Origin of the sequence: Rhizobium sp. SSA_523 (assembly GCF_030435705.1) — a bacterium.
Taxonomy (GTDB): Bacteria; Pseudomonadota; Alphaproteobacteria; order Rhizobiales; family Rhizobiaceae; genus Neorhizobium.
Window position 1 is genome coordinate 2,604,473 of the sequence record NZ_CP129382.1, and the last position, 26,493, is coordinate 2,630,965.

The window sequence follows — 26,493 nt, forward strand, 5'->3', positions numbered from 1 at the left end:
TCCCGAAGCCCGATCAGGCGCACACCAGAGAGCCGGCTGCACAGTCTGCAGCACCGCCAGGGCTGCCGCCAAGGCGCCTGTCCAACGCCTCGGCACATCGGGCTCGGCCTCAATATCGGGAAGCGCTGACCTTGTCCGGGCCGGCAGATCCTCGGCGCGATGCGGAGAATGGGGTTGCGTGAACCTGCGGGACAAAAAAGGCCCGGCTAAAGTACACCTTCAGCCGGGCCGATCCAGTGGTTTGCGGTCCTGCGGGACGTCAGCCCAGCGGAAACCCTTCATCGGCAGCAATCGCGGACCCGTTGACGGACACGTTTGGCTCGCCATTCTCCACCCGCACGACGATCTTGTAGACCTTATCGTCCAAAGTGAGATCGGCGGAGAAGCCATCCCAGTCCGACGGCAGGACCGGACGGATGAAGAGCCGCTGGCCCTCGCGCCGAATTCCGAGAATACCCTCGACGGCCGCCCGGTACAGCCAGCCCGCAGAGCCGGTATACCAGGTCCAGCCGCCTCGGCCGGTCAACTCGCCGACGCCATAGACATCGGCCGCCACCACGTAAGGTTCGACGCGGTAACGATCCGCCGCGGCACGGTCGAGCGCGTGGTTGATGGGATTGAGCAGCTGGAAGGCCTTCCAGGCATCGTCGCCGCGTTTCAGCGCGGCAAGCGCAAGCACGACCCAGATGGCGGCATGGGTATACTGGCCGCCATTCTCGCGCACGCCGGGCGGATAGGCCTTGATATAGCCCGGATCCTTGGGCGTCGTGGCGAAAGCCGGGGTGAAGAGGCGGATCAAGCCATCCTTTTCGTCCACCAGCTTGTCCATCACCGCATTCATGGCCTGCTGCTGCCGGGCCGGATCGCCTTCGCCGGATAGAACGCTCCAGGATTGGCCGAGCGAGTCGATCGAGCACTCCAGATTGCCGTTGGCGCCGAGCGGACCGCCATCGTCGAAGTAGCCGCGGCGATAATAGCTGCCATCCCAGCCGGCACTTTCCAGCGCCTGCTTCAACGATGCCAGATGGGCGGTCCAGCGCTCGACGCGGATATCGTCGTTCCGTTCTGTCGCATGCGGCAGGAACCGCCGCAGCGCCGCGGCGAGGAACCAGCCCAGCCAGACGCTGGTGCCGCGACCGCCGATGCCGACCCGGTTCATGCCATCGTTCCAGTCGCCGCCGAGGATCAGCGGCAGGCCGTTCGATCCGGTACGCTTGATGGCAAGATCGAGCGCCAGCGCCGCATGCTCGTAGAGCGAAACCTGCTCATCGGTCACGTCCGGCTTGTAGAAGGCGTCATGCTGTCCCGCGGTCAGCATGGCTCCTTGCAGGAAGGGCGCCGTCTCGTCGAGAATGGCGGCATCCCCCGTCGCGCGGATATATTCGCTCGCGGCATAGGCCAGCCAGACGACATCGTCGGAGATCAGCGTTCGCACGCCTGCGCCGGTGCCGGGCAGCCACCAGTGCTGGACATCCCCTTCCTTGAACTGACGGCCGGCGGCATTGACGATCTGCCGGCGCGCAAGCTCCGGCTCGTGCAGAAGGAAGGCCAGCGTATCCTGCAGCTGATCGCGGAATCCAAAGGCGCCGGACGACTGATAGAAGGCCGTGCGGGACATGATCCGGCAGCCCAGCGCCTGGTAGGGCAGCCAGGCATTGACCAGAAGATCCAGGGACCTGTCGGGCGTGGCGACCTGCAGGCGGCCGGTGAAATCCTGCCAGAAATCGCGGCTCTGCTTGATGGTCCCATGGAAGGACGCGCGCTTTGCCTCGCCTGCCAGGGCAGCAGCCTCTTCCCGCGTCGCGCAATCGCCCATGAAGAAGGTCAGGGTCCTCTCCTCGCCGGCCGATAGTTCGATATCGCAAGCCAGGGCAGCGCAAGGCGCCCCGTCCGGCTCGAGCGAGCCGTTGAGCGTCGAGCGGTTGGCGACGGCAGCCGGTGCCTGGATCGTGCCGAAGCGCCCGAGAAAATCCCGCCGGCTGGCAGTGAAGCCCGAAGCCTCGCCGTCACAGCCGAAGAAGGCCGTGCGGCGATAATCGATACTGAACGGATTGGTGGCGAGCAGCGATCCCGTGGCCTCGTCGCGCGCGCTCAGGATAAAGGGCTGAGTGCGCTGGCCATTATTGCCGAGCACCCATTCGACATAGCCATAGACCCGGTAGCGACGCGGTTCCGTTCCGGTGTTCCGGATGACGAGCTTGGACAGCTTCAGCGGATGGTTGCGGTCGACCGTCTGCGTTAGGGATAGAGACAGGGCCTCCTCCTGCGAGGTGAAGACGGAATAACCGAGGCCATGGCGCGCTTCGAAACGGGCCGAAGGCCGGCGTGACAGTGCGGCAAAGGGCGTCGATACAAGGCCGCTGCCGAGATCGGCCACATAGAAGCCTTCGCCCGGCCGGTTGACGACGGGATCATTGGCCCATGGCGTCAGCTGGTAATCGCGCGAATTCTGGCTCCAGGTAAAGCCCGCCCCTTCGGCGGAGATGTGGAAGCCGAAGCTCTCATTGGCGATCACGTTGATCCAGGGCTGCGGCGTGGCACCGCCGCCCGCAAGCCGAACGACATATTCCTTGCCGTCCTGCGAGAAGCCACCATAGCCGTTGAAGAACTGCAGATCAGCGGCCTCCGTCTCGACCGGACCGGCAAAATCGGCCGCCGAGAGGAGCACGCGCCGATCCATTTCCCCTTCGGCCCCGCGCGGCGCGGCAAAGAGCGAAACGGCGCGGGCCACCTGGTCCTCGATCTTGCCGTTGCGGGCATGCAGCACGACGCGGGAGGCCGCGATAAGGGCCGCCCAGGTAGCGTCATCCATCAGGTCGCGGCGCAGGGCAAAGACCTGCTGGCGTCCCTCGCTCTGTCCCAGGCGGCGGATATTCTCGCTGATCTGGTCGATCGCGTGCTGCATATCCTGCGCGTAGGAGGCAGCCTTCTCGTTGACCACGGCAAGATCGGCCATGACCCCGCGCGAGCGCAGATATTCCTGCGCCGACAGGGCCTCCTTGACCACATCCATGTCCATTTCGTCATTGATGCGCAGGGTGAAGATCGGCAGGTCGCCGGAGATCGACAGACCCCAGAGCCGGCGCTGGCTGTCGAGGCCGGCCTCGACAGTCGCCGCATCGGCGCGCAGATGCATATCCGGGTAGACGAGGTAGCGGCCGAGATGCTGGAAGGCGGCAGCCTGCTGCGAGCTGATGCCGATATGGCGCATCTGCACCTGAACCCGCGTCCAGGCCTGGGTGAGCTCGGTGCCAAAGGAATCCGGGTGGCGATAGCGCTCGATTGCGATGTCGAGCTCCTCGCGGCTTGGCGCAGCGATCGTCCAGAAGATGACGCTGACCTTTTTCCCGGCGGGAACGCGCACCACGCGGCGCAGCGACAGGATCGGGTCGAGCGTGAAGCCGTCGGTGCCGGACAGGCTCGCATCCGGATCGAAGGCGGCAGCTTCGGAAAGCGTGCGTCCCCGGCCCAGGAAGCGGCGCCGGTCCGTCTCGAATTCAGTCGGGCGGGACGAGCCGGCATTGTCGGCCGCCAGATGAGCGATCTGCATGGCCGGTTCATTCGGATTGCGCTTGTTGCGCCACGCGCGGATCACATCGCCGCGGCGGCCGATCTCGGTGCGGATGAACATGCGCGAAAAGACCGGATGGGCATTGTCGTCATCTTCATTGGCAATCACCGGTTCCAGATAGGAGGTGACCTCGATGAAGCGATCCTCGGTTCCAGTGTTGAGCAGCGTCAGGCGGCGGCCTTCGGCATCATGTTCGGTGGCGACGATGCATTCGACGCTGGAGACCAGCGTGCCGACGGTCTTGTGGAACTCCGCCTTTTCATCGCTGAAGACGGTCTTGACCTTTTCGCCCTCGATCCGCCGCGGCTCGGCCGTGGTCGACCACCATTCGCCGGATACGGTATCGCGCAGGAAGATGAAATTGCCCCAGCGGTCTTCGACCGGATCAGGCTTCCAGCGGGTCACCGACAGGCCGTTCCACTTGGAATAGCCGGTACCGGTGGCCGTCATCATGGTCGAATAGTGACCGTTGGAGAGGAAGACCATTTCGCGGTCGCGGCCGGCCGGATCCTGGATGGTGCGAACCTCTGGACGCAGCAGATCCGCCTGCCCCTTGCCGGGCGTCTCCGGCTCGTATTTCGAGCCCATGACCGGAACTTCGCGCGGCGCCTTCTCCTGAAGCAGGAGTTCGGCAGCTTCGACCACCGGATCGGAATGGAAAAGCTCGCGCAGCTTGCCGTTATTGACCACATTGGCAATGGCCGCGATCGACATGCCGTGATGGTGGGCATAATAGTTGAAGACCACGGCGCAGCGCTTGCCTTCCGGCACGCGGGTCGGCGTATAATCCACCGCATCGTGGAAGCCGTATTTCCCAAGCGCGCCAACAGCGCGAAGCTTCTGGAGATTCTCCAGCGCTTCCAGTGGCTTGTACTGGCTGGCCAGGATCGAGGCATAGGGTGCGATGACCGCATTCTGTCCCAGGCCGCGCTTCAGCCCCAGCGTCGGCACGCCGAAATTCGTGTACTGGTAGTTGAGGTTATGGTCGCGCGCGTTGAAGGCGGCTTCCGAAATGCCCCAGGGAATGTTCAGCCGGCGGCCATGGTTCATCTGCTCCTCGACGATCAGATTGTTCGTCTGATTGAGGATGCCGCCCTGCCGCTCCTGCATGACGAGCGGCGGCATGAGATATTCGAACATCGATCCCGACCAGGAAATCAAAGCGCCACGCGCTCCGATCGGCACCACCTGGCGGCCGAGCCTGTACCAATGTTCCGTCGGCAGATCGCCCTTGGCAATGGCAAACAGGCTGGTCAGACGGCATTCGGAGGCGAGAAGATCGTAGCAGGCCTCATCGAGATCATTGCTCTCGACTCGATAGCCGATCGACAGGAGACGGCGGTCCTTGCGGTAGAGGAAGGTGAAATCCATCGAGAATGCAAGCAGGCGCGCGCGATCGCGCAACTGGATCAGGCGCTGGCGCAGCGGTTCGATATTGGTCATATCGAATGTGCTGTCGGCGATATGGGCTTCGCAGGCAACGACCAGGGATTCGGACCAGCGCGTGACCTCGGTGCTCGTCGGGCTGCTGACCTCATGATCCAGATTGGCGGCAAGCTTCTGGATGTCGCGGGCCAGAACGGCAAGGTTGATGATCCGGATCGAGGCGAATTCATGCTCGCGCTTGACCGCGGCCAGAGCATTGCCGAAGCCGATGATCCGCTCTTCCAGCCGGCGGCGCAGCGGCCGCACGGTCTTGCGGTCGTCTGGCAACTCCGCCAGCGCCTCGGAGAGCACGCCCGCCACATCGCCGATCCCGTCGAGATTGGCCTGCAGATGCGCGGACGGCGCCTCTGCCCACTCGCGGCAGGCCGAGGATACGGCAATCAGATGACCGGCCAGGTTTCCGCTATCCACCGTCGAGACATAGCGGGGGCCAAGCGTCAGGAGCGTGTCGGTATGGTACCAGTTGTAGAGATGGCCGCGGAACTTCTCCATGCGCTCGACGGTCGCGATCGTGCTTTCCAGCCGATCGAGCGTCTCCTGGAAACTGATCCAGCCGAAATGCCGTGCCGACACGGTGGAGAGCAGATAGACGCCGATATTGGTGGGCGATGTGCGCTTGGCGACGATCGGCTCCGGCCGTTCCTGGAAATTGTCCGGTGGCAGGAAGTGCTGGTCCTCGGTGACGAAGGCCTCGTAATAGCGCCAGGTACGCCTGGAAATCTTGCGCAGTTCCACCGACACCGATTCCGGCACGAAGAGCCGATCCTCGGTTTCGGCCGACTGGCTGACATACCAGGCCACCACCGGGGACAGAACCCAGAGGAGCACGAAAGGCAGCCCCACAAGGAAAGCATTGTCATCCGGCAGCGAGGCAAGCATCAGGCCGAGAACGGCAGCCACGGGCGCATGCCACATGGAGCGATAGTAATCCTGCGGCATGCCCTGCGCCGAGGACTGGATACTCGCCGCCGTGCGCCATTCGAGCATCAGCTTGTGGGAGACGAACAGGCGATAGACCGAACGGACGATCGCATCGAGCATCATGAAGGCCGAATCGGCAATGAAGACGATCCGCAAGGCGACCTGCGCATTGGCGGAACGGATATCGGACCAGACCGAGTAGAAATGCGCGCGCGGCACGATATCGGTGGAGCGCGGCACGATACCGGTGATCAGGGACAGGGTCGGCGCGACGAAGAGCGAGAAGATCAGCAGGATCTGCCAGACGAGAGCGCCGAGCGGATCCATGAAATACCAGCCGAGCACCGAAGACAAGAACCAGGCGATCGGCGTGAGCGAGCGGCGCAGATTGTCGACCATCTTCCAGCGGCCCAGCGCTGTCACGCCGCGCATCGGATCGAGGATATAGGGCAGGAGCTGCCAGTCGCCGCGCGCCCAGCGATGCTGGCGCGAGACCTCGACCTCGTAGCGGGTCGGGAAGTCCTCCACCAGCTCCACATCGGTGACGAGGGCGCAGCGGGCGAATGTGCCTTCCAGAAGGTCGTGGCTGAGGACCGAATTCTCGTCGATGCGACCGCGCAGCGCCGTCTCGAAGGCGTCGACATTATAGAGCCCCTTGCCGGTGAAGGTGCCCTCGCCCGTCAGGTCCTGATAGACGTCGGAAACGGTGAAGACGTAAGGATCGATGCCCCGGCTGATCGAATAGACGCGCTGGAAGACGGATGCGTCCTTGCCGGTCGTCAGCGATGGCGTGACGCGCGGCTGCAGCAATCCGTAGCCGTCGATGACGCGGCCGGAATGGGCGTCGTGCACGGGCCTGTTGATCGGATGGTGCAGCTTGCCGACCAGTTTCGTCACCGCATCGCGCATCAGCCGCGTATCGGCGTCGAGCGTCATGACATACTGGACATTTGCGGGCACGTCATTGGCGCCCGGCATATAGGTCGTGTCCTTGTCGCCGCGCAGCAGGAGGTTCAGCTCGTGCAGCTTGCCGCGCTTGCGTTCCCAACCCATCCACACGCCCTCGGACGGGTTGAACAGGCGGCGGCGGTGCAGGAGATAGAAGCGGGTCTTGCCGTCATGGGCGTAGCGGGCGCTGAGACCGGCCACTTCGCGTCGAGCATATTCCAGAACTTCGAGATCGGCATCCGTCTGTTCCAGCGCACTGTCCTTCCAGTCGCTGAGCAGCGCGAAGTAGATCTCGCCATGCGGATTGGCGAGGTAATGGACTTCGAGATTGCGGACAAGCTCGTCCACCGTATCGCGATTGGTGATCAGGCAAGGCACGACAACGAGCGTGCGGGCATCCTCGGGAATGCCATTTTTGAATTCGTAGCCGACCAGCCGCGCAGGCTTGACGATATAGGTCACCAGCGTGTTGAAGAGACCCGTCGCCCCTTCCGAGGCGGGAAGAGAGAACATCAGCAGGAACAACAGGATGACCGGCCAGTCCATGCCGGCATTGCGCAGGAAGCCGCCGACGATCGCAAGCGCCAGGAAGGTGATGAGAAGCACGGGAACGGCAACGGCCAGCCAGTTCAGGCGGCGCACCGACCGGATCAGGCGCTGGGCGGGCTTCGGCGCATAGCCGACGCGGTTCTCGAGCTCCGCCAGATAGGCGCCCGTCAGAAAGGCGCCGACATTGGCCTTGTGCGGATCCGGTTCCGGCGCGGACGCCGCCTCGGAGGCGAGCGCAATGGCCGCCCGCGCGACATCGATCTCGCTTGTTTCGCAATAGCGGGCGATTTTCTCGATCCGATTGCGATAGGAATTGCGCGAACCGAAATCGAGCTCGTTATAATCGCTTTCGGCGCGCAGCACCTGATCGACGAGGCAGACCTCCTCGAACCAGACACTCCATTCCGTGTCGTCGATCTCACGCAGGCTCTTGATGATATTGCCCATAGTGAGATTGCCGGAAGAGAGGCGGTTCTGCTCCGCCATCATCACTTCTTCCGTATCGGTTCCGGCCGCTTCCAGCCGTCCTTCCAGCCAGGCCACGGCGAAGGCCGGCGACTGCGAGGCATTGCGCAGGCGGTAGAGGAACTGCGTCGAGAAGGTATTGTCTTCGGTCAGCCCCTCGATCTTCTTGAGGATCGCGGAGGACGCGGCCTCGTCGTTCAGCCTGATGATCTCGTCGGCTGCGTCATTGGCCTGCTGGCGCATGCGGCGCGACCGCTCGACCCTGATCGAGATGCGCCGGAGGTTTTCGATGAGCACGAAGCGCAGGAAGGAGGGCAGGGCCCAAAGCTCCCCGATTTCCAGAGGCTGGTGCACCTGGAAACCCTCGGTCATGGCCGTCAGATTGTCGCGGTGCAGCGTGCTGTGGGTGTGCGCCACGTAAAGCCAGGCAAGCGCCAGCACACGCGGGATCTGCATGCCGCCAATGCTGACCTTCGGCAATTGGCGATAGAACTTGCGCGGAAAATCGCGCCGGACCTCCTGGATCGCCTCTTCCACGATGTAGTGATTGTCCAGGAGCCATTCTGCTGCCGGCGTGATGGTGGCGCCCGCTTCGACATCTTTCGCGGTCGCCCGGTAGACCCGCAGGATCTCCTTTTCGTTCTCCCTGTGCCGCTCGCCGAAATCGAAGCTGATCAGGCCCGGCAGTGTCTGCGCACCATCGCGCGCCAGAGCTTCCCCACATGCCCGCAGATCCTCGGCATTGAAATAGGTCGCTCTGATCGCCTCGTTGTGATCGATTTGCTTGCCTTCGTTATCGCGAGAAGTGGCAGCAGGCGTGTTGTGAAAGGACATTTTGGCGGCTTCTACAAATGAGGGGCACGGGTTAAAGTGTCGGACGGGCCGATAATATCAAGCTTTGGGCGGAATCACGTGTCGGGATGTGCCGGATGATCGCCCGGGACGGGACGGTTTTGGCGTGATGCCGGAGACGTCAACACAGTGATCAAACCTTCTCACCTATCTCTCCCTATCATGAACCTTCGCCTCTAGCTTTGCCGGCATGAATGAAACCTGAACATATTCAGCCTCTTGGCCTGCCGGGTTGCAGGCCCTGCGCAGCGTTCGGCCAGGCCGAGAGCGATTGCCCGCAATGCGCGACGGTGAGGCTTGCGTCCCCCGCGCCTCTTCTTTCCTCTTCTCCCCTCTTTCCTCCCCTCCTCTTCCTTGAGGGCCGGCTTTCCATGACATCAAGCCCCGGGCGGTTCAAGCAGCATCAGGAGACACGGTGAATGCCTCTGCGGCGAGCCAGCGAACCCGCCCGACGTTTGACGGTCTTCGCCCTCCGGTACCCTACGAAGGTCCGTGATTGATATTACCCGCAGGCTTGCTACCTGATATGGCTAATCCTGCATGGAAACAGTCTCCAACGTTGAAGCGAACCGCCGATGACGATCCAGTTTTCAAATTATAGTCCTGAATTTGTCGCGACCCGCCGTTTCCTTCACCAGAATCCTGAACTTGGCCTTTCGGAATTCAAGACCTCCGATTTTCTCGCCGAACAACTCCTCGGCCTCGGCTATGAGGTCACCCGGGGGCTCGGCCAGACCGGTCTCGTGGCCCGGCTGACGCAGGGCGGGAGCGGCCGATCGATCGGCATAAGGGCCGATGTCGACGCCCTGCCGATCCAGGAGGAAACCGGCCTCGATCATGCCAGCCGCACTGCGGGCCTCATGCATGCCTGCGGCCATGACGGCCACACGGCCATGCTGCTGGGAGCTGCCCGGATCTTGGCCGAGCGCCGCATGTTCGACGGCACCGTGAACCTGATCTTCCAGCCGGCGGAAGAGAATTTCGCCGGCGCCAGGCTGATGATCGAGGACGGGCTGTTCCGGCGCTTCCCCTGCGATGCGGTCTTTGGCCTGCACAATGATCCCAGCATTCCCTTCGGGACCATTGCCGTGCGCGAGGGTGCGATCATGGCGGCAGCCGATGAATGCCGCATCATCGTCAACGGTCGCGGCGGGCATGGCGCAGAGCCGCAGGACGCCAGCGATCCGATCGTCTGCGGAGCGAGCATCGTCATGGCGCTTCAGACGATCGTCTCGCGCAATCTGCACGCGCTGGACCAGGCGGTGATCACCGTGGGCGCCTTCAATGCCGGAAAGGCGAGCAATGTCATCCCCGAGCGGGCGGAAATGGCGGTGACGGTGCGCTCGTTTGACCCTGCGGTCCGCGACATGCTGGAACGCCGGATCCGCGCGCTTGCACAGGGCCAGGCGGAAAGCTTCGGCATGACGGTGTCGATCGACTACGAGCGTGGCTACGAACCCACCATCAACCATAAAAGGGAAACCGATCTCGTGCGGGATGTGGCGGCCAGGGTCGTGGGAGCCGAAAAGCTCGTCGAGCTCGCGCGCCCCTCGATGGGGAGCGAAGACTTCGCCTTCATGCTGAAGGAATGCCCCGGCAGCTATTTCCTGCTCGGAACAGCGAAGACGGAGAACGACCCGCCGCTCCATCATCCGCGGTTCGATTTCAACGACGAGGCGCTGCCCATCGGCGTCGCCATGTGGGTCGAACTGGTCGAGACCTTTCTGAATGCGCCGCCGGAGACAGGGCGGAGCGGACAGGCGGAGCGGGTGTAGTCGGCAAAACAGGCATAAGACGGGACCAAGGCACGCAAACAAGCCTTCCGCCATCCCTCATCAAAGCAGGAATAGTGAATGACGGATATCGATGCCATCATCGTCGGCGCAGGGGTTATCGGCCTGGCCTGCGCTCGGGAACTGGCGGCATCTGGCCGTTCCGTCGTGGTGATGGAGGCAGATAGCGCCATCGGCACCGGCACATCCTCGCGCAGCAGCGAGGTTATCCATGCCGGCCTGTATTACCCGCCGGGCAGTCTCAAGGCGAGACTGAGCGTCGAAGGGCGCGAGGCGCTGTATGCCTTCTGCCGGACGCATGGCGTGGCCCATCGTCAGTCCGGAAAACTGATCGTGGCGACACAGCTCAGCGAGGTTCCGCTCCTGGAGGCGCTGCGCAGGAACGGCGAAGCCAATGGCTGCGATGATCTGCGGATGCTGTCCGCCGAGGAGGCGCGCACGCTTGAGCCGGCGCTCGATTGCGTGGCCGCGCTCCTGTCGCCCTCGACGGGGATCATCGACAGCCACAGCTATATGCTGGCCCTTCTGGGGGATGCGCAGGAGGCCGGGGCGGTGGTGGCGCTGCGCACGCCTCTCCTCATGGCCCGGCCCACCGAGGAGGGCTTCATCGTGCATGCCGGCGGCGAGGAACCGATCGATCTGTCGTGTTCGATGATCGTCAATGCCGCGGGCCTGCAGGCCTCGGCCGTGGCGCGTTGCGTGACCGGGCTGGATGCGGCTCATGTGCCGGAGACGCGCTATGCAAAGGGCAATTATTTCATGCTTTCGGGACGGGCACCTTTTTCGCACCTCATCTATCCCGCTCCGTCCGCTCATGGGCTTGGCGTCCACCTGACCTTCGATCTCGCCGGTCAGGCCCGGTTCGGTCCGGATGTCGAATGGGTCGATCGGATCGATTACGCGGTAAACCCGCAGCGGCTCGCCGGTTTCGCGGACGCCATCCGCCGCTACTGGCCCGCTATGCCGAAGGATGCGCTCACCCCCGGCTATGCCGGCATCAGACCGAAGATCTGCGGCCCGCGGGATCCGGCTGCCGATTTCCGCATCGACGGTCCCGAGGCTCATGGCGTGCGCGGCCTGGTCAACCTGTTCGGCATTGAAAGCCCTGGCCTTACCGCCTCGCTGGCCATTGCCCGGGAGGTGGCCGACAGGCTGAGGGCGACGGAGCGCGCCGCGCCCCGCGCATGAGCCGTGCCGCCCCTCACACCGGCGGGTCTGGCTGGACCTTCACCGTGGCCTTTATCGGCAGATGGTCGGAGGCGATCCGTGCAAGCGCCGTGTCATGAACCTTGACCACATCGACGAGACCGGGCCGGTTGCACATGATGCGGTCGAGCGCGAGGACCGGAAGCCTGGACGGAAAGCTCGGCACTGCCGGGGGCATGCCGCGAAACGCCGCCGCCAGCGAATTCAGCGAGGATCGGGTGCCAAGCCGCCATTCGTTGAGATCGCCCATCAGCAGCGTCGGCTGTTCGTCGCGCGCGGCAAGGATATCGAGGATCATCCGCGCCTGCTGCTGGCGGGAACGATTGAGGAGACCGAGATGAGCCGCGATCACGCGCAGCGGCGATCCATCCTTCAGTTCCAGCTCCGTCAGGAGCGCGCCGCGGGGTTCGAGACCTGGAAGCTTCAGCTGATGGACGTCCCGAACGACCCCTTCGCGGATGAAGAGGACATTGCCGTGCCAGCCATGGGCCTTGGCCACCCCGGTCAGCGGCACCGGCACGAGGCCCGTCTCCCGTTCCATCCAGGCAAGGTCGAGGAGCCCCCGCCGTTCGCCGAAGCGCGTATCGGCCTCCTGGAGGGCCAACAGATCGGGCGCCATTTCCCGGATGACCTGGGCAATGCGGCCGGGATCGAAACGGCCATCCACGCCGACGCATTTGTGCACATTGTAGGAGGCGACGAGGAGCGTGCCTGCCTCCGCCCCGCCTGAAGCATCGCCATGGACGTCACGCTGCTTGCGATTGCGGATGGACGCCAGAATGCTGGCGGGAAGGTTGGGCCGAGGGGGATCTGACATGCGGCGTCTTGTTTGAAATACCATAGGAGCCAGTATAGCGCTCGGCGGTCGGGCTTCCAGACCCGAGATGCAGCTGAGGCGAACTTCGTCGTGCCACGCCGCGTCGTCCGCCCGGCGAAACGGCCGCAAAGCGGCCGGTCTTCAGGCGTTCAAAGATAGGGAGATCCGAGCCACAACACGCGTTCGAAGAGCCGCACAGGGAAAGGACGGGCGCGCAATGCCTCCAGTTTCACCTCCTCCGCCGTCGACCTGATTTGGGAAAGCCGGGTTTCGATCGTCGCGGCAAAGGGAATGTCGTAGATCTCGACATCGACTTCGAAATTCAGCCGCAGCGATCGCGGATCCATATTCGACGAACCAACATAGACCCATCGCCCATCAACCACCGTCAGCTTGGAATGGTTGAAGGGGCCGGAGGCTCGCCAGATGCGGCAATCGCCCTTCAGGATCTGGTCGAACTGCGCGGTCATGGCGCGGTCGACCAGCGTCAGATTGTTGGAAGCCGGAACGATGATGTCAACGGCAACGCCGCGCCGCGCCGCGGTGGCAAGGGCGCTGATCAATTCGCGGTCCGGCAGGAAATAGGGGGAGACGATCTGGATCGTGCTCCTGGCCACCGAAAAAGCGCCCATCAGAAGCTTGTGATTGGTTTCCAGGCTGCGATCCGGCCCGGACGCCACCACCCGTGCCAGCATAGGCGCACCGGCTTCTCCCTGCTGGTCGCCGATCTGCCAGGCTTCGCCCGTGAGGAGTTCGTTGCTGGCAAATTGCCAGTCTTCCGCGGCGACGGCAAACAGATCGGCGACGACCGGCCCCTCCAGACGGAAATGCGTGTCGATGGAGCATGTCTCTCCGGCGATCTCCTGCGAAAAGGCTTCGCGGATATTCATGCCGCCGGTAAAGGCGAGAGCCCCGTCCACGATCATGATCTTTCGGTGTGTGCGAAGATTTGCGTAAGGAAGGCGCAGCCCCATGATGACATTGCCATTGAAGACTGCCACCTGCACACCGCCATCCCGCAGCATTCCGAGCACGCTCGGGACGGAATAGCGCGCACCGACTGCATCGATCAGCACGCGAACCTCGACACCGCGCGCCACGGCCTGCGACAGGGCCTCGGCAAACCTGCGGCCGATCTTGTCCCGGTCGAAAATATAGGTCTCCAGCAGGATGCTGCGTCGCGCCTCCCGTATCGCCTGCAGCATGGCGCCGAAGGCGGCATCGCCGCCATTCAGCATATCGATCCGGTTGCCGGAGGTGATGTTCCAGCGCGAGACGCGATCGCCGAGCGTCTTCATGGCCAGGAAGCGCCGGCCGAATTCGCCGGCCACCCGATCATCGCTGGCATCGAAGGAGATCGCATGCGCGTTGAACGGCTTTTGTTTGAGCTGCCGCTGGTTGAACACGACGGTGCGGCGAATGCGATTGATGCCAGCCACGAAATAAAGCAGCGCGCCGACGATCGGTGACAGCAGGATGACGCCCACCCAGCCGACGGCGGAACGGACTTCCTCTTTGGTCATGGCGACATGGATGGCAGCCGTCGCTCCCATCACCACCGACAGAACGAAGACGATATGCGGCCAGTAGGACGAGAGAAGATCAAGCATTGCGACAGATATAGGCGATGGGCGGGCCGCTGCAATGACCTGCCGCGTGGATGGCTCGAACGGAATTATGCCCTGCGGCGACCGCCCATGGCCTCGACCGGCGGCTCGGTGCCCGCCGGGATCGGGCTGCGATAGGCCTGGCCTTTCAGGCGGCGTTTGAGATCCGCCCAGGCGGCCTCGCGCAGGGTCTCGCTTTGCAGCGCGGCAAGCCCGGTGGCAGCCATGGCCTTGGCGCTTGCCACCATGCCCTTGTGCGCAATGCCGCTCTTGCCCTGCGCCACCACCTGCCATGTGTGCAGCTGGGTGCCGATGGCAAGCGTCGGCCCATAGGCCTGGACGGTCGGCACGACCCAGCTGACATCGGCGACATCGGTGGAGCCGCCCATCTGGCGCACCTCGTTATGCGCCGGAAGAATGAAGTCCGCCAGCGGCACATCGCGCTCTTCCAGCCTCTCCTGTGCCCAGCTGGCGGCGATATCTTCCGGGCTCAGGGTGGCGCGAATGGCTTCGGCAAAGGCGACGTCCTGGCGGTCGTAATCGGGCGCTCCGAGGCTCTGCCAGATATCCTGCATCACATCCATCAGCGGCGTGTTGACGATCAGGTTGGAGACCCCCGACAGGATCCGGTTCTCCATCGTCGTTTCGGTCATGAGAGCCGCACCTTCGGCCACTTTGCGAACCCGCTCGATCAGCGAGAACAGACCGGCCAGTTCGGGCGCCCGCACGACATAACGGACCTTGGCATGCGCCTGCACGACATTGGGCGATATGCCACCGGCATCGAGCAGCGCATAATGAATGCGGCAATCCTGCTGCATGTGCTCGCGCAGGTAATTGACGCCGACATTCATCAGTTCCACCGCATCGAGGGCACTGCGGCCGAGCTCGGGACTGGCGGCGGCATGCGAGGAGCGGCCGGTAAAGGTGAAATCGATGCGGCAATTGGCAAGCGAGGTCTCCCGCTGCACGCCGGCGAAATTGCTGGGGTGCCAGCATATGACGATATCCACATCCTCGAAGGCGCCGGCACGCACCATGAAGGCCTTGGCCGCACCGCCTTCTTCCGCCGGGCATCCGTAATAGCGCACGCGGCCGGGGGTGCCCGTGGCCTCCAGCCAGTCCTTCAGGGCCGTCGCCGCCAGAAGCGAGGCGGAGCCCAGCAGATTATGACCGCAGCCATGGCCGTTGGCGCCGGCTGTCATCGCCTCCTGCCGCGCAATGCCCGATTTCTGGCTGAGCCCGGCCAGCGCGTCATATTCGCCGAGAAAGGCTATTACCGGACCGCCCTCGCCCGCCTCGCCGATCAGCGCCGTCGGAATATCGGCCACGTTTTCGGTAATGCGGAAGCCTTGCGTCTCCAGCATTTCCCGATGCGCCGCCGCCGATTCCTCTTCCATGTAGCAGGTCTCGGGCGTGGCCCAGACCCGGTCCGCGAGTTCAGTGAAGACCTCGCGTTTGCGATCGACGGCATCGAAGATTTCAGGAAGATTGCTGCTCATGGGCTGGGCGGAGGACATCGGTTTCACCTGCATGCGATATTCAAGACCGTTCGACCCTATCCCAGCATCGACAGAATGCAAATCTTTCCTGCAGTCTCTAGGCCTGCCGGTTTTCTGGGCAGAGCGCGTGCTTCAGACGCGGCCAATCATCCGGCCGCGCAAGTCCGAAGCGCAGGTGGTCGGGTCGCTCGGGAAAGGTCCGGACAAAAATTCCGGCGCGTCCCAGGCGTTCGAACACGTCTCTTGCGGCCGCATGGCGAACGTAACGGAAGAGCGACGTTCCGCCCAGCACCTCGAGCCCGGCCGCCGCCAGAAGCGCGTTCAACCTTTCGGCTTCGACTTGCAGCCGCTCCCGCATGGCGTGCTGCCAGCCTGTGTCGGCAAGGGCTTCCAGGCCGATGGCAAGCGTAGGGCCGGGAATGGTCCAGGGGCCAAGATGAGCCGACAGCCGTGCTGCAATCGCAGGAGCGGCAATGGCAAAGCCCAGGCGGATACCGGCAAGCCCATAGAATTTGCCGAAGGACCGCAGGACCGCCAGGCCTCCATGGACGCGATCCGCCACTGACTGGGCTGGCCCTTGCCCTTTTGTCTCCACGACGTCCATGAAAGCCTCATCGACCACCAGAAGACCGCCTTTGGCTTCCATATGCGCCCCGAGTGCAAGCAGATCGCCGCGAGACACCAGACGTCCATCGGGATTGTTGGGATTGACGAGGATCGCCAGGTCGGCATCATAAAGATCCGCAACATTCCCCGTTTCCCGCACCGCAAAGCCCGCAAGCCTCGCCATCTGCCGGTGCTCGGCATAGGTGGGCGACAGGATGGCTGCTTGCTTCAGGTGCGGCGTGGTCCTGCCGAAGACCGCCTCGATCAGAAGCGGCAGGAGGATCTGCGTGCCGGCCGCGGCAACGACGTGATCGGCGGACGAGACCCCATAGGCGAGGGCCGCCGTCTGCCTCAGTCGCGCTAGATCATCCGGCTCCGGCAGGCGGGCAAAGGCCGTGGCGGGCGGCTGCGAGAATGGATAGGCATGCGGATTGATGCCGGTGGACAGGTCGATCCATGGTCTCGGCGCCGCCGGAAAGAGGCTTTCCGCCTGTCTCAGGTTGCCGCCATGCCCAATTTTATGCATGACAGGCGCTCCTTGCCATCCTTCAGTCTCGCCGGTTCGCTCCATGGCCTTCTCTCTCGCCTTCCTCGCGCTCGTTATTGAACGGCTTGTCGGTTATCCGCAATGGCTTGTTCGAGGCATTGGACATCCGGTGATGTGGATCGGCGCCCTGATCGAGAGTCTGGAGCACCGTCTGAACCGCTCAGATCTCGATTTCAGCGCCCGCCGGCGCAATGGCGTCCTTGCCTTCATCGCCCTGCTTGCCGCAACGCTGATGGTGTCGTTCCTCATCGAGCGATCCGTCCTTCTCCTGCCCTTCGGCATTTTGCTGCTGGCGGTGGTGGCCTCCAGCCTGATTGCCCAGAAAAGCCTGGAAAGCCATGTGCGCGCCGTGGCCATTGCCCTGGAGACAGGCGGGATCGAGGCGGGTCGCAAAGCGGTCTCGATGATCGTCGGGCGGGATCCGGATCAGCTGGACGAGGCCGGGGTGAGCCGGGCGGCCATTGAAAGCCTGGCGGAAAACTTTTCAGACGGCATCACCGCGCCGGCGCTCTGGCTCGGCCTGCTCGGCCTGCCCGGCGCGGCTCTCTACAAGGCCACCAATACGGCCGACAGCATGATTGGGCACAGAAATGCCCGCTACGGCGCCTTCGGCTGGGCCGCTGCCCGCTTCGACGACCTCGTCAACCTGCCGGCCTCGCGTCTGACGGCCCTGCTGTTCATCGCAGCAGCCTGTCTCGTGCCGGGAACATCGCCGCGCGGCGCCTGGGCCGCCGTCCGCCGGGATGCCGGCAAGCACAAATCGCCGAATGCCGGCTGGCCGGAGGCCGCCATGGCGGGCGCCCTCGGCCTCGGACTTGCCGGTCCGCGCATCTATGACGGCGTTCTCGTCGAAGACCATGTGATGGGCGAAGGCGGTCGCCGTGCAGCCACAGCCGAGGATATCATGCGCGCGCTCAGCCTGTCCCGCATTGCAGACCTGCTGCTGATCATTCTCTTCGGCCTTCTGGCAGACGGCCTCACCGCGCTATGGTAAGCAGCCTGTCGAGATCGAGATGCTGCTCGATATGCCGGGCCAGCCGATCCAGGACCTCTTCGACACCCTGTTCGTAATGGAGCTGCGAGGGCGCACCCCCGAGCCGCTTCAGCCAGGCGGATCGCTGCCCGTCATCGGCAAACAAGCCGTGCACATAGGTGCCCGAGACAAGGCCTGAGGCAGAAACGGCGCCCTCTCTGCGGCCCATGATGTCGGCGAAGGGGCGAAGGCAGTCACCACCCACGGTCTCGCCCACATGCATTTCATAGCCGGCAAAGGAATTGCCATCGGCTGTGCGGCCCGTGACCGCCACCAGTCGCTTGTCGCCTGTCAGCCGCGTCTCGACATCGAGGAGGCCGAGGCCCGGCTCCATGGCACCGGCCGGACCTTCGATCCCGTCCGGGTCGGCCACATGTTTTCCCAGCATCTGGTAACCGCCGCACAGGCCGATCACCGGCTTGCCCCGGCGCAGATGGGCGGCGATATCAATGTCGAAGCCGGCGGATTTCAGCACTTTCAGATCGGCGATCGTCGCCTTCGATCCCAAAAGCAGGACGAGATCGGCATCCGCCGGCAGCACGCCGCCCGGCCGCACCCGGACGAGTTCCACCGCCGGCTCCGCATCGAGCGGATCAAGGTCGTCGAAATTCGACACATGCGGCAGAATGGGCACCGCGATGCGGATCTGCGCAAAAGCTTTGGAGACGGGCACCGAATTCAGCGCCAGCGCATCTTCCGCCGGCAGCCGCATGGCGTCGGCAAAATGCGGCAGGAGACCGATCGGGTTCCAGCCGGTGAAGGCCTCGATCATCCGCATGCCATCGGCAAACAGACTGGGGTCGCCGCGGAAGCGATTGACGATGAAGCCTTCGATGAGAGCGGCATCCGCCGGGTCGAGGACCGTCCTGGTGCCGGCGAGGCTTGCAATGACGCCGCCGCGATCGATATCGCCGATCAGCACGACCGGCACGTTTGCTGCGCGGGCAAAACCCATATTGGCGATATCGTTGCGGCGCAGGTTGATCTCCGAGGCGCTGCCGGCTCCTTCCACCAGCACCAGATCGGCCTTTGCCTTCAGGCGGTCGAAACTCTCCAGCACGCGCGGCATCAGGCGGGCTTTGATCTGCTGATATTCGGCGGCGCGGGCATTGCCCTCGACCTGCCCCTGCACGACGAGTTGCGCGCCCACCTCGCTTTGCGGCTTCAGGAGCACAGGGTTCATGTGGACGGAAAGCGGCATCCGGGCCGCCCGCGCCTGCAAGGCCTGTGCCCGGCCGATCTCGCCGCCATCATCCGTCACCGCCGCATTGTTCGACATGTTCTGCGGCTTGAACGGCATGACGCGGAGCCCGCGGAGCGTGAAAGCGCGCGCCAGGCCCGCCACCACCAGCGACTTCCCGACATCCGAACCGGTGCCTTGGAACATCAGGGTCCTGGCGAGCCGCTGCGTCATCAGAATTCGATACCCGCCTGAGCCTTCACGCCGGCCTTGAAGTGATGCTTCACCAGCGTCATCTCCGTTACCATATCGGCCGCCTCGATCAGCGGTGCCTTGGCATTGCGGCCGGTGGCGATCACATGCAGATCGGGCCTGCGGGCGCTAAGGGTTGCAATGACCGTTTCGAGATCGAGATAGTCGTATCGCAGGGCGATGTTGATTTCGTCGAGAATGAGGAGACCCACCTCCGGCAGCGCCATCATCTCCTTGGCCATCTCCCATGCCCGTCCGGCGGCCGCAACATCGCGCTTCAGGTCCTGCGTATCCCAGGTGAAACCCTCGCCCATCGTGTGCCACAGCACGCGTTCGCCAAAGGCCTCCAGCGCCACGCGTTCCCCCGTATCCCAGGCGCCCTTGATGAACTGCACCACCGCCACCTTGCGACCATGGCCGAGCATGCGCAGAGCAAGCCCGAAGGCGGCCGTGGATTTTCCCTTGCCCGGCCCGGTATTGACGATCAACAGGCCCTTCTCGATGGTTTTCGATGCGACTTCGGCATCCTGGACCGCTTTGCGGTTCTCCATCTTGCGGCGATGGCGCTCTGCCTCGTGCTCCTCGATCTCCTTCATCGGCCGCTCCTTCCATGCCTGTTCCACGAAGCGCCGGACTATAGTCGAAAGCAGACCATCGGCAATGCGCCATTGACACGGGCTTGCGCAAACGCATAGTGAACCCTGCAACGGTCTTTCCCCGGCAACGGGGAAAGCTAAGAGGGAACGTGGTGCGGTGCTCTGCCCCAAAACCACGGCTGCCCCCGCAACTGTAAGCGGCCTCCGCCCGCAAGGGCTGGATCGTCCGGCGCGAAATGCCACTGGAGCGCGAGCTTCGGGAAGGCGGTGTCCGGACCATGAACCGCGAGCCAGGAGACCTGCCGTTGAGGAAGTAAAGTCCAGCCGGGCGGGGTGCTCCGGAAGGGACGTGACCACCCATGCGGATCGCAGATCCGTCGTGGACGCACCCCGCTATGATGAACACATGGGGTGGAGTTTTGGATCTTTCGACCAAACCGGACCGGACCAATTCCAGTGCAGGCGAGGCGCCGCGCGTGGTCGTCTATGTCTGCGAGACCTGCCGTGACGGCAGCGAAGCTTCAGACCAGCCGCGCGCCGGCGCCAGGCTTGCCGATGCAGCCAGGAGCCTGCAGGCGCCGGATGTGGACGTGCGCGCCGTCGCCTGCCTTGCCAATTGCAAGCGCGGCCTGAGCGCCGCCATCCAGAGGGCCGATGGCTGGTCCTATGTCTTCGGCGATCTCAGCCTCGATTCCGCCGGCGATCTTTTGGACGGCGCACGCCTGCTTGCCGCCTCCGCCGATGGGCTGATGCCCTGGAAGGGGAGACCCGACGCCTTGAAGCGCGGCATGATCGCTCGCATGCCACCCCTGCAATCCATATCGAACAAGATCTGAAGGACCGCCATCATGACCCCATCGCTTACCCGTGTGCCCTGTACCGTCGTGACCGGCTTTCTCGGCGCCGGCAAGACGACACTGCTGCGCAATGCGCTCCAGACGATCACCGGCAAGCGGCTCGCCGTCATCGTCAATGAATTCGGCGATGTCGGCATCGATGGCGAAATCCTCAAGAGCTGCGGCATCGACAGCTGCCCGGAGGACAATATCATCGAGCTGGCCAATGGCTGCATCTGCTGCACCGTGGCGGATGATTTCGTGCCGGCGATCGACAAGATCCTGGCAATGGAGCCGAGGGTCGACCACATCCTGATTGAAACCTCCGGTCTGGCTTTGCCGAAACCGCTGATTCAGGCCTTCCAGTGGCCAAGCGTCAAGAGCCGCGTCACGGTCGATGGCGTGGTGGCGGTCGTGGACGGACTTGCCCTGGCGCAAGGCCGGATCGCCGACGATTTGGAGGCGCTGGCTGCCCAGCGTGCCGAAGATCAGTCGCTCGATCATGACGACCCGGTGGAAGAGGTTTTCGAGGACCAGATCGCCTGCGCCGATCTCGTCGTCCTCACCAAGACCGATCTTCTCGAGCCGGCGGATCTCGACAGGGCCCGCGCCCATATCGAGGACCATCTGCCGCGCGCGGTGCGCATCGTGACCGCCGAAAACGGCGCGATCGATCCGACGATCTTCATCGGGCTTGGCCTTGCGGTGGAGGACGATATCGAAAACCGCAAGACGCATCACGATGACGAGCTTGATCACGAGCATGACGATTTCGACAGTTTCGTGCTGGACATCCCGGCGATCGCCAGCCCGGAGGCACTCAGCCAGCGCATTCAGAATGTGACCGAAACGCAGAAGGTGCTGCGCATCAAAGGTTATGTGGAAGTTGCCGGCAAGCCGATGCGGCTCCTGGTCCAGGCCGTCGGCCCGCGCGTCAACCATTATTTCGACAGGCCCTGGGGCTCGCAGGAGGCCCGCCGCTCGCGATTGGTGGTGATCGGCGAAAAGGGCATAGACGCGGCAAAGATCAGCGCAGTTCTGGCCGCCTGATGCATATCCTCGCCACCACATCCTCGTCGCTCGACGATCTCATCGAGCCGGTCGATCTGAACCAGACGCCGGGTGATGTGGTGGTGCTGTCGTTTACCGACAGCGATCTTAACGGTATTGCCGCAGCCTGGAACCGCTCCCGCAACGCTTGCTTAACACTGCGTCTCGCTCAGCTTTCGGACCTGCGCCACCCCATGTCGGTCGATCTGTGGATCGACAAGGTGGCGCGCCACGCCAAGCTCATCCTGGTGCGCGTGCTTGGCGGCTATGATCGCTGGCGCTATGGGGTCGATGAGCTGGCAAGCCTGGCGCGAGAACGCTCCATCCCGCTTTATTTGCTGCCCGGCGAATGCAGCGAACGCGATGACCGTCTGGAAGGCGCATCGACCGTCGATCCCTCAGACATTCATTCTATCCTCGCTTTGTTTCGCGCCGGCGGACCGGACAATCTGGACCAGATCGTAAGCCGGCTCTTGATAAAGGCACGCGGCGGCGAGCCCGCCCCTCCCGCCCCCGTGCTGGACGTGCCGAAATTCGGCTATTACCGGCCCGATCAAGGCATAGTCCCGCTTACCGCGGCGCTGGAGGGACAGGGGGACAGGCCGCTCCTGCCGCTGCTCTTCTATCGCTCCATGCTTCTGGCGAGCGATGTGGCGCCCATCGATGCGCTGACGGCGGCGCTGGAGGCTCACGGGCTCGCAGTCCTGCCGATCTTCGTGCCGGGGCTCAAGGAGGCGCCGGTCCTGGAGGCTTTGCGCGACTCGCTCATGCCGCTGAAACCGGCGGCTCTCGTAACCACCACGGCCTTTGCCAGCAATGCCGAACTGGATGGCGAGACACTTTTCGATGTGCTGGGCATCCCCGTCTTTCAGACGGTGATTGCCACGACGCGGCGCAAGGCCTGGGCGGAAAGCCAGCGCGGCCTCAGCCCGTCGGACCTTGCAATGCATGTCGTTCTGCCCGAGCTGGACGGCCGTATTCTGGCCGGGACGCTCTCATTCAAGGCCGAACGGGAGGCTGTAGCGGATTTCGGCTTTACAGGACTTGTCAATTGTCCGGAGCCGGACCGCGTCGAGGCCAGCGCCAGGCGGATCGCCAGACACATCCAACTTTACGCAACGCCCCGGCGGGAGCGCCGGCTTGTCATCCTGATGCCGGATTATCCCGGCGCCGATGGCCGCACCGGCTATGCCGTCGGGCTCAACGTGCCGGAAAGCGTGCTGCAGATGCTGCGGGATCTGGCAGAGGCGGGCTATGCGGTTACAGACATTCCCGCGGATGCGAAGGACCTGATGGACCGCCTGCTGCGCCAGACAGAGACTCATTCGGCCGACAGCTATCAAGCCTTTTTCGATGGTCTTCCTCAAAATGCCCGGGAAGCCGTCACCTCCGCCTGGGGAGAGCCCTTAGCCGACGAAGATATTGGCCAGGACTTGTTTCACATCCGAGCCCTGCGCTTCGGTAATGTCACCGTTGCCCTGGCGCCGGATCGCGGCCGGGAAGAGGATAGGCGGACCGATTATCACGACCCGGCCCGTCCTCCGCGCCATGCACTGCTGGCCTTTGGCGATTTCCTGCAGAATGTGCTGGGCGTCCAGGCCATCATTCATCTCGGTGCGCATGGCACGCTGGAATGGCTGCCGGGCAAGACCGTGGCGCTGGCGCAGGATTGCTTTCCGGACATTGTCACCGGCCATTTGCCGGTTCTCTATCCCTTCATCGTCTCCAATCCTGGCGAGGCAGCGGTCGCCAAGCGGCGGATCGCGGCCTTGACGATCGGCCATCTGCCGCCGGTTCTGGCAAGCGCTGGCCTTTCCCCGTCCCAGCAGCGCCTGGAACTGCTGGTTGACGAGTATGCCCAGGCGGACGGGCTGGATCGACGCCGCCGCGATCGGTTGGCCCGCTTGATCGTCGAGGCGGCGGAGGAGACCGGTCTTGCCGCCGAGGCAGGTATCTCCCGCGATCTGGACCCGGACACGGCGCTGTCGCGGATCGACGCCTTCCTCTGCGACCTCAAGGATTTCGCGATCAAGGACGGCCAGCATGTCTTCGGCCGCGCCGATCCCGCCGACAGCGATCCCCTGCGGCTGGCAAGCGCTCCCGCAGAGCGGAACGCGCTGCTGGCGGCGCTCGATGGCCATCATATCAGGCCTGGCCCTTCCGGTGCGCCGGCCCGTGGACGGCGTGACGTCTTGCCGACCGGCCGCAACCTCTTCGCATCCGATCCGCGCACCATGCCGACCCCGACCGCCTTCGAGCTGGGCAGGCTGGCCGCCGAGGAGGTGGTCCGGCGCTATATGCAGGATCACGGCGACTGGCCGAGACGCCTTGTGATCGATCTCTGGGGCAGTGCCACCCTGCGCAGCGGCGGCGAGGAAGTGGCCCAGGGAATGGCTCTGATGGGGGCAAGGCCGGTCCAGGACCCTGCCACCGGCCGCGTCACCGGGATTGAAGTCCTGCCGCCCGCCCAGCTCGGCCGCCCGCGCGTCGACGTGACCTTCCGCATTTCAGGTCTGTTTCGCGACATGTTCCCTTCGCTGATCGCGCTGCTTGATGGTGCGACCCGTTCCATTGCGGCGCGCGAGGAGGCGGAAGGAGACAATCCGCTGGCGGAACAAGCAAGGCTGGACGGTGAGATGCCGCTAAGGATTTTCGGTTCCGCGCCCGGCACCTATGGTTCGGGTATCGAGGAGCGACTTGCCTCCGGTGACTGGCAGGCCCGCGAAGAGCTGGGCCGCGCCTATCTTTCCATGGCCAGCCATGCCTTTGGCGGCGCCGAGGGCGAGGGGCGAGCGGCCGGCGAGGCCTTTGCCCGCCGCATCCGCACGGCGGATCTTCTCGTCCATACCGGCGATGATCCCGGCCGCGACCTGCTCGACGGTTCGGGCGATGTCGCCTTTATCGGCGGCTTTGCAGCGGCCGTCGCAGCCCTTGGCGGGAATGCCGATCTGATCGCGCTCGACACCACCGATCCGCAAAAGCCGCGGGCACGCTCCCTAACGGAGGCCGTGACACGCACCGTGCGCGCCCGCGCCGTCAATCCCCGCTTCATCGCCGGCCAGATGCGCCATGGCCCGCGCGGTGCGGCAGAACTGGCCGAAACCGTGGATAGGCTGGTCGGCTTCGCAGAAACCACCAATGCGGTGCCGCAGAGCCTGATCGAAGCCGTGTTCGAGGCCTATGTGGTCGACGAGACCGTGCGGGATTTCATCCTCGAGCAGAATCCGGAAGCCGCCCGCGCCATAGCAGACCGGTTGATATCCGCAAGGCGCCGGGGCCTTTTGCAGCCGCGCCGCAATTCGGTCGATCGCGATCTCGACATGCTGCGCGGTTTTGCCGAGGCGAAGGCGCGAAGAGGGAGACGGCGGTGACAGCATCTCTCAGCCTGCCGCCCCTTTCCCTGGCGCGCGGCGCCTGCCCGGCGCTTGATGCGCCTATGCTTACCGGCGACGGCTATCTGTCGCGCCTGGCGCTGACCGAAGCCCTTTCGCCCCTGCAGCTTGCCGCCCTGTGCGACCTGGCGGAGCGCCACGGCAATGGCATGATCGACATCTCCGCTCGCGGAAACCTGCAGATCCGCGGTCTGACACCCGGCTCTGCCGCCGCGCTGGAGACGGATGTGCGCGATCTCGGCCTGCCGCTCCGGGAAGGACTTGCCGTGGAATGGTCGCCGCTGGCGGGGCGTGATCAAACCCTGGATGTCGATCCGCGCCCGCTGGGCCAGGACATCATGGCCTTGGCGAGACGCTTGGACGGCGCGCTGGCACCCAAGCTTTCCGTGGTGATCGAAAGCGGGGGGCTGCTGCGCCTTGACGACCTTCTGGCCGATATCCGTCTTGTGGCGACCAAGGATGAGGCAAGCGGAGGGGAGACGGGCTGGACCATCCTCCTCGGTGGCACCGTGAAAGAGGGTCGTCCGCTTGGCTTCGTCACCGCAATCGAGGCCGCAGACTGCGTGGTGGCGCTTCTTTCGCATTTTGCCGCATTGGGGCCGCGCACACGCGGTCGCGACATCGACCCGGCCGCTCTGCCCGACGATGTGCGTCGCCACTTGCGGAAGGGCCCGCCGCTCGCCATGGCGCGGCACGCCAATGCCTTCGGCGCGCTGCCTCTGAGAAATGGCAGTTCCGTTCTGCGCATCGCCTTGCCCTTCGGCCAGATAAAATCCGGTCCGCTTGCCGCCTTGGTACAGGCGGCCGAAGCCTGCCGCATCGACGCCATCCGCCCCGCTCCGGAGCATAGCCTGCTGTGCTTCGGACCCGAAGAGGGCTGCCGGTCGCTCCAGTCAGCGGCACGGCAGCTCGGCTTCATCGTCGAGGAGGATGATCCGCTGCGCTTTATCCACGCCTGTTCCGGCAGGCCAGCCTGTCGATCGGGATGGATCGAGACCCATGCCCTGGCCCGTCTTGCCGCGGACACCGCAGGCGCGCTCCTCGACGGCTCCGTGCGCCTGCACGTCTCCGGCTGCCCGAAGGGTTGCGCCCATCCAATGGCCGCCACGCTCACCTTTGCCGGCACGCAGGATGCAACGCATCTTGTCATCGACGGGAAAACCACCGATACCCCCGCCAAACGGCTCGCCCCCCGGACGGAAGTTGCGGCACTTGCCGCCATCGCTGCGCTGCTTTGCCTGGAACGCCGAAACGGGGAAACAAGCCGTGACTGTTTGCAACGCCTGGGTCCTGAGCGGATCGCGGCGGCGCTTGCCTGAAGGAT

The 26,493-nt window shown here is 64.1% G+C and carries 14 protein-coding genes and 1 riboswitch; of the genes, 7 read left to right on the plus strand and 7 right to left on the minus strand.

Annotation, left to right across the window (positions count from 1 at the left end; genetic code table 11):
* Positions 1 to 259 precede the first annotated feature (259 nt).
* Positions 260 to 8,734 carry a GH36-type glycosyl hydrolase domain-containing protein gene (locus tag QTJ18_RS20770; protein ID WP_252755255.1) on the minus strand — a complete coding sequence of 2,825 codons (8,475 nt, stop codon included), beginning with the start codon at positions 8,732 to 8,734 and terminating at the stop codon, positions 260 to 262.
* 593 nt (positions 8,735 to 9,327) lie between these two features.
* On the opposite strand from QTJ18_RS20770, the gene QTJ18_RS20775 reads away from it, so the two are divergent.
* Positions 9,328 to 10,527, plus strand: a complete 1,200-nt coding sequence (locus QTJ18_RS20775; RefSeq protein WP_252755254.1) for a M20 aminoacylase family protein — start codon at positions 9,328 to 9,330, stop codon at positions 10,525 to 10,527.
* A 78-nt stretch (positions 10,528 to 10,605) separates the two neighbouring features.
* Positions 10,606 to 11,733: an NAD(P)/FAD-dependent oxidoreductase gene (locus QTJ18_RS20780; protein ID WP_252755253.1), complete on the plus strand. Its 1,128-nt coding sequence runs from the start codon at positions 10,606 to 10,608 to the stop codon at positions 11,731 to 11,733.
* A 13-nt stretch (positions 11,734 to 11,746) separates the two neighbouring features.
* Here QTJ18_RS20780 and QTJ18_RS20785 read toward each other — a convergent pair whose 3' ends face one another.
* The 4 genes from QTJ18_RS20785 to cobD all read right to left on the minus strand — a co-directional run bounded on the left by QTJ18_RS20785 (position 11,747) and on the right by cobD (position 16,809).
* Positions 11,747 to 12,568 (minus strand): endonuclease/exonuclease/phosphatase family protein, encoded by an 822-nt coding sequence (locus QTJ18_RS20785; protein WP_252755252.1) that lies wholly within the window; start codon positions 12,566 to 12,568, stop codon positions 11,747 to 11,749.
* Positions 12,569 to 12,717: 149 nt separating this feature from the next.
* Positions 12,718 to 14,178, minus strand: coding sequence for a phospholipase D-like domain-containing protein (locus QTJ18_RS20790; RefSeq protein ID WP_252755251.1), 1,461 nt, complete (start codon positions 14,176 to 14,178; stop codon positions 12,718 to 12,720).
* Positions 14,179 to 14,243: 65 nt separating this feature from the next.
* On the minus strand, positions 14,244 to 15,695 hold the full coding sequence (locus QTJ18_RS20795; RefSeq protein ID WP_252755250.1) for a M20 family metallopeptidase: 1,452 nt from the start codon (positions 15,693 to 15,695) through the stop codon (positions 14,244 to 14,246).
* A 79-nt stretch (positions 15,696 to 15,774) separates the two neighbouring features.
* Positions 15,775 to 16,809, minus strand: a complete 1,035-nt coding sequence (gene cobD, locus QTJ18_RS20800) for a threonine-phosphate decarboxylase CobD (RefSeq protein WP_252755249.1) — start codon at positions 16,807 to 16,809, stop codon at positions 15,775 to 15,777.
* 43 nt (positions 16,810 to 16,852) lie between these two features.
* Between cobD and cbiB the strand changes: the two genes are divergently transcribed.
* Entirely contained in the window at positions 16,853 to 17,824 is a 972-nt protein-coding gene (gene cbiB / locus QTJ18_RS20805; RefSeq protein WP_252755248.1) for an adenosylcobinamide-phosphate synthase CbiB, read from the plus strand.
* Here the strand turns inward: cbiB and QTJ18_RS20810 are convergent.
* Positions 17,808 to 19,277, minus strand: a complete 1,470-nt coding sequence (locus QTJ18_RS20810) for a cobyric acid synthase (RefSeq protein WP_252755247.1) — start codon at positions 19,275 to 19,277, stop codon at positions 17,808 to 17,810. The genes cbiB and QTJ18_RS20810 overlap by 17 nt on opposite strands.
* On the minus strand, positions 19,277 to 19,891 hold the full coding sequence (gene cobO / locus QTJ18_RS20815) for a cob(I)yrinic acid a,c-diamide adenosyltransferase (RefSeq protein WP_252755246.1): 615 nt from the start codon (positions 19,889 to 19,891) through the stop codon (positions 19,277 to 19,279). The genes QTJ18_RS20810 and cobO overlap by 1 nt, the downstream gene beginning before the upstream one ends.
* 94 nt (positions 19,892 to 19,985) lie before the next feature.
* Positions 19,986 to 20,212: riboswitch (cobalamin riboswitch) on the plus strand.
* A gap of 77 nt (positions 20,213 to 20,289) precedes the next feature.
* Here cobO and QTJ18_RS20820 point away from each other — a divergent pair.
* Genes QTJ18_RS20820 through cobG form a run of 4 tightly spaced genes read left to right on the plus strand, consistent with a single transcriptional unit; the run spans position 20,290 to position 26,488 of the window.
* Entirely contained in the window at positions 20,290 to 20,727 is a 438-nt protein-coding gene (locus tag QTJ18_RS20820) for a DUF1636 family protein (protein ID WP_489667275.1), read from the plus strand.
* Between the two features lie 12 nt (positions 20,728 to 20,739).
* A complete protein-coding gene (gene cobW, locus QTJ18_RS20825; RefSeq protein WP_252755244.1) occupies positions 20,740 to 21,777 on the plus strand; it encodes a cobalamin biosynthesis protein CobW in 1,038 nt (345 codons plus the stop codon).
* Positions 21,777 to 25,148: a cobaltochelatase subunit CobN gene (cobN, locus tag QTJ18_RS20830; protein WP_252755243.1), complete on the plus strand. Its 3,372-nt coding sequence runs from the start codon at positions 21,777 to 21,779 to the stop codon at positions 25,146 to 25,148. The genes cobW and cobN overlap by 1 nt, the downstream gene beginning before the upstream one ends.
* Positions 25,145 to 26,488, plus strand: a complete 1,344-nt coding sequence (cobG, locus tag QTJ18_RS20835; protein ID WP_252755242.1) for a precorrin-3B synthase — start codon at positions 25,145 to 25,147, stop codon at positions 26,486 to 26,488. Before cobN ends, cobG begins: the two co-directional genes overlap by 4 nt.
* Positions 26,489 to 26,493: the final 5 nt, after the last annotated feature.

Bases quoted from the DNA above. Each gene is read 5' to 3' on its own strand.
- QTJ18_RS20780 (WP_252755253.1), top strand. From the start codon at position 10,606: ATGACGGATATCGATGCCATCATCGTCGGCGCAGGGGTTATCGGCCTG.
- QTJ18_RS20770 (WP_252755255.1), bottom strand. From the start codon at position 8,734: ATGTCCTTTCACAACACGCCTGCTGCCACTTCTCGCGATAACGAAGGC.
- cobD (WP_252755249.1), bottom strand. From the start codon at position 16,809: ATGCATAAAATTGGGCATGGCGGCAACCTGAGACAGGCGGAAAGCCTC.
- QTJ18_RS20785 (WP_252755252.1), bottom strand. From the start codon at position 12,568: ATGTCAGATCCCCCTCGGCCCAACCTTCCCGCCAGCATTCTGGCGTCC.
- QTJ18_RS20790 (WP_252755251.1), bottom strand. From the start codon at position 14,178: ATGCTTGATCTTCTCTCGTCCTACTGGCCGCATATCGTCTTCGTTCTG.
- cobO (WP_252755246.1), bottom strand. From the start codon at position 19,891: ATGAAGGAGATCGAGGAGCACGAGGCAGAGCGCCATCGCCGCAAGATG.
- cobN (WP_252755243.1), top strand. From the start codon at position 21,777: ATGCATATCCTCGCCACCACATCCTCGTCGCTCGACGATCTCATCGAG.
- cbiB (WP_252755248.1), top strand. From the start codon at position 16,853: ATGGCCTTCTCTCTCGCCTTCCTCGCGCTCGTTATTGAACGGCTTGTC.
- QTJ18_RS20820 (WP_489667275.1), top strand. From the start codon at position 20,290: ATGAACACATGGGGTGGAGTTTTGGATCTTTCGACCAAACCGGACCGG.
- QTJ18_RS20810 (WP_252755247.1), bottom strand. From the start codon at position 19,277: ATGACGCAGCGGCTCGCCAGGACCCTGATGTTCCAAGGCACCGGTTCG.
- QTJ18_RS20775 (WP_252755254.1), top strand. From the start codon at position 9,328: ATGACGATCCAGTTTTCAAATTATAGTCCTGAATTTGTCGCGACCCGC.
- cobW (WP_252755244.1), top strand. From the start codon at position 20,740: ATGACCCCATCGCTTACCCGTGTGCCCTGTACCGTCGTGACCGGCTTT.
- QTJ18_RS20795 (WP_252755250.1), bottom strand. From the start codon at position 15,695: ATGTCCTCCGCCCAGCCCATGAGCAGCAATCTTCCTGAAATCTTCGAT.